The 4,434-nt window shown below is 40.7% G+C and carries 3 protein-coding genes, 5 tRNA genes and 1 rRNA gene; 1 reads left to right on the top strand and 8 read right to left on the bottom strand.

Features of this window, described 5'->3' with window-relative positions:
* Window positions 1-121 precede the first annotated feature (121 nt).
* The 4 genes from PR675_RS20395 to PR675_RS20380 all read right to left on the bottom strand — a co-directional run bounded on the left by PR675_RS20395 (window position 122) and on the right by PR675_RS20380 (window position 530).
* Window positions 122-197: transfer RNA gene (locus PR675_RS20395), tRNA-Thr, on the bottom strand.
* 6 nt (window positions 198-203) lie between these two features.
* A tRNA-Gly gene (locus tag PR675_RS20390) sits at window positions 204-278 on the bottom strand.
* Between the two features lie 75 nt (window positions 279-353).
* Window positions 354-438 (bottom strand) — tRNA-Tyr (locus PR675_RS20385).
* 16 nt (window positions 439-454) lie between these two features.
* Window positions 455-530: transfer RNA gene (locus tag PR675_RS20380), tRNA-Thr, on the bottom strand.
* 438 nt (window positions 531-968) lie between these two features.
* Here PR675_RS20380 and coaA point away from each other — a divergent pair.
* A complete protein-coding gene (gene coaA / locus PR675_RS20375) occupies window positions 969-1,919 on the top strand; it encodes a type I pantothenate kinase (protein WP_004924900.1) in 951 nt (316 codons plus the stop codon).
* A 37-nt stretch (window positions 1,920-1,956) separates the two neighbouring features.
* Here coaA and birA read toward each other — a convergent pair whose 3' ends face one another.
* The 4 genes from birA to PR675_RS20355 all read right to left on the bottom strand — a co-directional run bounded on the left by birA (window position 1,957) and on the right by PR675_RS20355 (window position 4,395).
* On the bottom strand, window positions 1,957-2,934 hold the full coding sequence (gene birA, locus PR675_RS20370) for a bifunctional biotin--[acetyl-CoA-carboxylase] ligase/biotin operon repressor BirA (protein WP_004923065.1): 978 nt from the start codon (window positions 2,932-2,934) through the stop codon (window positions 1,957-1,959).
* Window positions 2,931-3,965, bottom strand: coding sequence for a UDP-N-acetylmuramate dehydrogenase (gene murB, locus PR675_RS20365; protein WP_060560800.1), 1,035 nt, complete (start codon window positions 3,963-3,965; stop codon window positions 2,931-2,933). The genes birA and murB overlap by 4 nt, the downstream gene beginning before the upstream one ends.
* 209 nt (window positions 3,966-4,174) lie before the next feature.
* Window positions 4,175-4,290: ribosomal RNA gene (gene rrf / locus PR675_RS20360) — 5S ribosomal RNA — on the bottom strand.
* Window positions 4,291-4,319: 29 nt separating this feature from the next.
* Window positions 4,320-4,395: transfer RNA gene (locus tag PR675_RS20355), tRNA-Thr, on the bottom strand.
* Window positions 4,396-4,434: the final 39 nt, after the last annotated feature.

The raw sequence follows: 4,434 nt of genomic DNA, 5'->3' as shown, positions 1-4,434 counted from the left end.
TTAGATTGTCCCTCTAAGACACGGAATCGGTGGCTACACCACATCAACCAAGCAGTTAAAATTTATTTGCTTGCTTTTTACAGGAGACAAATCAGGGAGATAATTGAGAACATAAGGGAAGTGGTGCTGATAGGCAGATTCGAACTGCCGACCTCACCCTTACCAAGGGTGTGCTCTACCAACTGAGCTATATCAGCACATCTTGGAGCGGGCAGCGGGAATCGAACCCGCATCATCAGCTTGGAAGGCTGAGGTAATAGCCATTATACGATGCCCGCAATGAACTCGGCTACCTGAGTTATCAGCTGCTAAATGTAACCTGAATAAACTTTTTTGAAAAGTTCTTCAGGAGATGGTGGTGGGAGAAGGATTCGAACCTTCGAAGTCTGTGACGGCAGATTTACAGTCTGCTCCCTTTGGCCGCTTGGGTATCCCACCTATCCAAATTGTTAATTGGTGCCGGCACCAAGAGTCGAACTCGGGACCTACTGATTACAAGTCAGTTGCTCTACCAACTGAGCTATGCCGGCATCAAGTGCTGCGCATTCTAGGAAGAGTGAGCGCGACTTGCAACAAAAAATTTTAATTTTTTGTTCGCTTGCTCACATTTTATGCACTTTTTGCGATTTTGCTGCTTTTTTCGCTACATTCAGCTTAAAACATCTACAGCAGAACAACACTATAATCCATTATTATTTAATCAGTAAAGAGCCCTTGCATCATTAAAAAGTGACTTAGGCCATTTTCTAGAGCAAAAAATGATGTTCTGTATCTTCGTTCCCTCTTTCTAACCGCTGCTTTTTTCAGCAACTCGTTCTATTTTTACAGCCTTCGTCAAAAAAAATTCACATAAAACATAAAAAGTTCTACGCCTACTATCTTTCACTCGCTATGATGCAACTTAATTTTACGGATACGGGTGTTTAGGCAACCTGTCCAACCTGCATAGAATAGGCAGATGTTGGTTTATGAAACAGACAGAGAATTTTATTACTACGCCATACTTAGAGTTTGATAGGGAACATTGGGCAACATTACGTGATTCAGTCCCTTTGACATTAACGTCTAGCGAATTGATAGAGTTGAAAGGTATTAATGAAGAACTCTCGATGGAAGATGTTATTGAAATCTACCTACCATTATCTCGTTTACTCAATTTTTATATTAGCTCCAATTTGCGCCGTCAGGCTGTATTAGAGCAGTTCTTAGGAACAAATGGAGCAAAGGTTCCCTATATTATTGGGATTGCAGGCAGTGTTGCTGTAGGCAAGAGCACAACGGCTCGTCTATTACAGGCCTTATTAACACGTTGGCCTGAGCATAGAAAAGTTGATTTAATCACGACAGATGGTTTTTTGTATCCTAATCAGGTACTCAAAGATCGAAATATCATGAAGAAAAAGGGTTTTCCTCAGTCTTACGATATGCGAAGACTCGTGAATTTCGTGTCGCAGATAAAATCAGGGGCGCGTAACGTTGTTGCACCGGTCTACTCACATCTTACTTATGATATTGTGCCTGACCAACAACAGGTTATTGATCAGCCTGATATCCTAATTCTAGAAGGCTTAAACGTGCTACAGAGTGATATGGACTATCCACATGACCCACATCATGTGTTTGTCTCAGACTTTGTTGATTTCTCTATCTACGTGGATGCAGACCCTGAATTATTAAAGCAGTGGTATATTGGTCGGTTCCTAAAGTTCCGCCAAGGGGCATTTTCCGATCCTGATTCCTACTTCCACAATTATTCTAAATTAAGCGAAGAAGAAGCCGTTAAAATTGCAGGCTCTATTTGGGATGAAATTAATGGTTTAAACCTAAAAGAAAATATTTTACCCACGAAAGAACGTGCAAGTTTAATAATGACCAAAGGCGAAAACCATTCTATCCAGAATGTTAGGCTTAGAAAATAAACACTATATGCCGGTATAACTTACCGGCATCATTTTATTATTTTTCGTTAGATCTTAGTGATATTTCCCCACCGATATAAGGAATAATTTCACCATTATCCTGTTGTAATAAAAGAGCACCTTGTTGATTTATTCCTTTTTCCACACCGGTGATAATTTTATCACCAATCAACAACTTAACCTTCCTTCCCAAGAAGTTATCTAATTCAAACCAACGCTCCAAAAAGGGAACTAATCCTTCCTTCTCAAATAAAACTAATGCTTTTTTCAGTGCATTAATAATATCAGCAGACAATTTATTTCTTTCTATATTTTCTACTTCATCAATTAATGAGGCCCACTCCTGATTAATTGTACCCTCTTTATCTACATTCTTTTTTTCCATACCAATATTAATTCCAATGCCAATAATGATATGTGCGGCATCACCTGTTTTTCCTGTTAATTCCACAAGTATACCTGCTAGTTTTTTATCATTAAGATAAAGATCATTAGGCCATTTTACTTTTACTTTACCCCTGCTTAGTTTATTTAAGGTTTCAGCAATTATGATCCCCACAACTAAACTTAGTCCGACTGCAGCTGCCGGCCCTTGATCAAGCTTCCAGTACATCGATAGATATAGATTACAACCAAATGGTGAAATCCATTGCCGCCCGCGTCGACCTCTCCCCGCACTTTGGTACTCCGCCAGACATGTATCGCCTGATTTTAAGCTCGAAATTCTTTCAAGCATATACTGATTTGTTGAATCAATGACAGGCTCCACAATCACATCACTGCCCTGAATATATTGCTTAATTAACTCACCATTGAGCAAATTAAGCGTATGGGGCAATTTATAGCCTTTACCTGCGATAGTTTGCACTTCAATGCCCCATGAACGCAGTGTTTTAATATGTTTATTAATCCCTGCTCGTGTCATCCCTAATGTATCGCCTAGCTGTTGGCCTGAGTGGATTTGAGCATCAGATAAGATCTCTATCAATTGTAGCGGTGTACTGGTTTCTTTCATAAAATGCAGTCCATAGGGTTAATTTCGCCATGTTTACCAATAAACCTCACTTCTGGCTCAAGCATGATACCAAAATGCTTATGCACGCTTTGGCTGACATATTTAGCTAAGTCAACAATATCACGCCCTGTCGCATGGCATTTATTAATGAGGACTAAAGCCTGCCGTGTATGTACAGCAGCGCCACCTAATTCATAGCCTTTCAACCCACATTGGTCTATCAACCAGCCCGCAGCAACCTTTATTGAGCCATCTTCTTGGGTATACTGTGGGCAAGTTGGAAAACGTTGTTTTATTTGATGCGCTTTATCTGCTGTAATAATTGGATTTTTAAAGAAGCTTCCCACATTGCCCGTCACGGCGGGATCAGGTAATTTTGCTTTCCGCGTCTGGCATACGGCATCAAACACTTGCTGTGGAGTCACTGTTTCGGCATCTAAGAGTGCTAAATCCCCATAGGTGAGTTTAGGTAACCATTGTTTAGCAAACTTCAAACCAACCCCAATAATCACATGAGAATGCTGATAATCATGCTTAAAGATACTATCACGGTAGCCAAAATGGCAGGCCTCAGCCTCTATCCTTTCTGTCTTACCAGTTTGGAGGTTCAGAGTATCAACATACTCACATAAATCCTTCAGCTCAACACCATAAGCGCCTATGTTTTGAATTGGTGCAGAGCCTACACAGCCAGGTATCAAGGCTAAATTTTCAGCACCATAGATACCTTTACCCATTAAATATTCAATAAATTGATGCCAGTTCTCACCTGCCGCAGAATACACATGCCAATATTCTGGGGTCTCTGTGATAGTAATGCCTCTAATACGATTGAGAATTACCGCACCATCAAAGTCTTCAATAAATAACACATTACTTCCCCCTCCAAGGATCAAAACAGGTAACTGCTGTTTTTGCGCATTAAGCCATTGCTGATAAATCTCTTCTGCTGATCCAGCAATACAAACTGACTTTGCTTGTGCTTCAATACCGAGAGTATTAAACGGTTTTAATTCAAGGGATGGGTTCATTGCAGCCTTCAATAGATAACCAATAAAGATGAGCTAAGTCTATCAGGCTGACCCGCGAGAATCATTAAATAATGAGATGCCTCTCATGACATTAGGAGTATTAGGTTGAAATGGCAATGTGTCAGGAACAAGAAAAAAGAAGATACAGAATAATTTGAATGGGGCTAAATAGCAAAAAGCCACCCTAAGGTGGCTTTTCTATATTTAAAACCTAGCAGTTCCCTACTCTCACATGGGGAAGCCCCACACTACCATCGGCGCTACGGCGTTTCACTACTGAGTTCGGCATGGGGTCAGGTGGGACCACCGCGCTATTGCCGCTAGGTAAATTCTTTTTTAATACTGATAAATTCATGGTGCTGATACCCAGATTCGAACTGGGGACCTCACCCTTACCAAGGGTGTGCTCTACCAACTGAGCCATATCAGCAATATGGTGCGGTCAGTCAGTACTGACACAACCTTTAAA

Origin of the sequence: Providencia sp. PROV261 (assembly GCF_028477945.1) — a bacterium.
GTDB lineage: Bacteria > Pseudomonadota > Gammaproteobacteria > Enterobacterales > Enterobacteriaceae > Providencia > Providencia stuartii.
Note: the sequence above shows the minus strand (reverse complement) of the source record. Positions and strands in the feature narration are given on the sequence as shown.

Coding starts and splice junctions, on each gene's coding strand:
- coaA (WP_004924900.1), top strand. CDS start 969: ATGAAACAGACAGAGAATTTTATTACTACGCCATACTTAGAGTTTGAT.
- birA (WP_004923065.1), bottom strand. CDS start 2,934: ATGAAAGAAACCAGTACACCGCTACAATTGATAGAGATCTTATCTGAT.
- murB (WP_060560800.1), bottom strand. CDS start 3,965: ATGAACCCATCCCTTGAATTAAAACCGTTTAATACTCTCGGTATTGAA.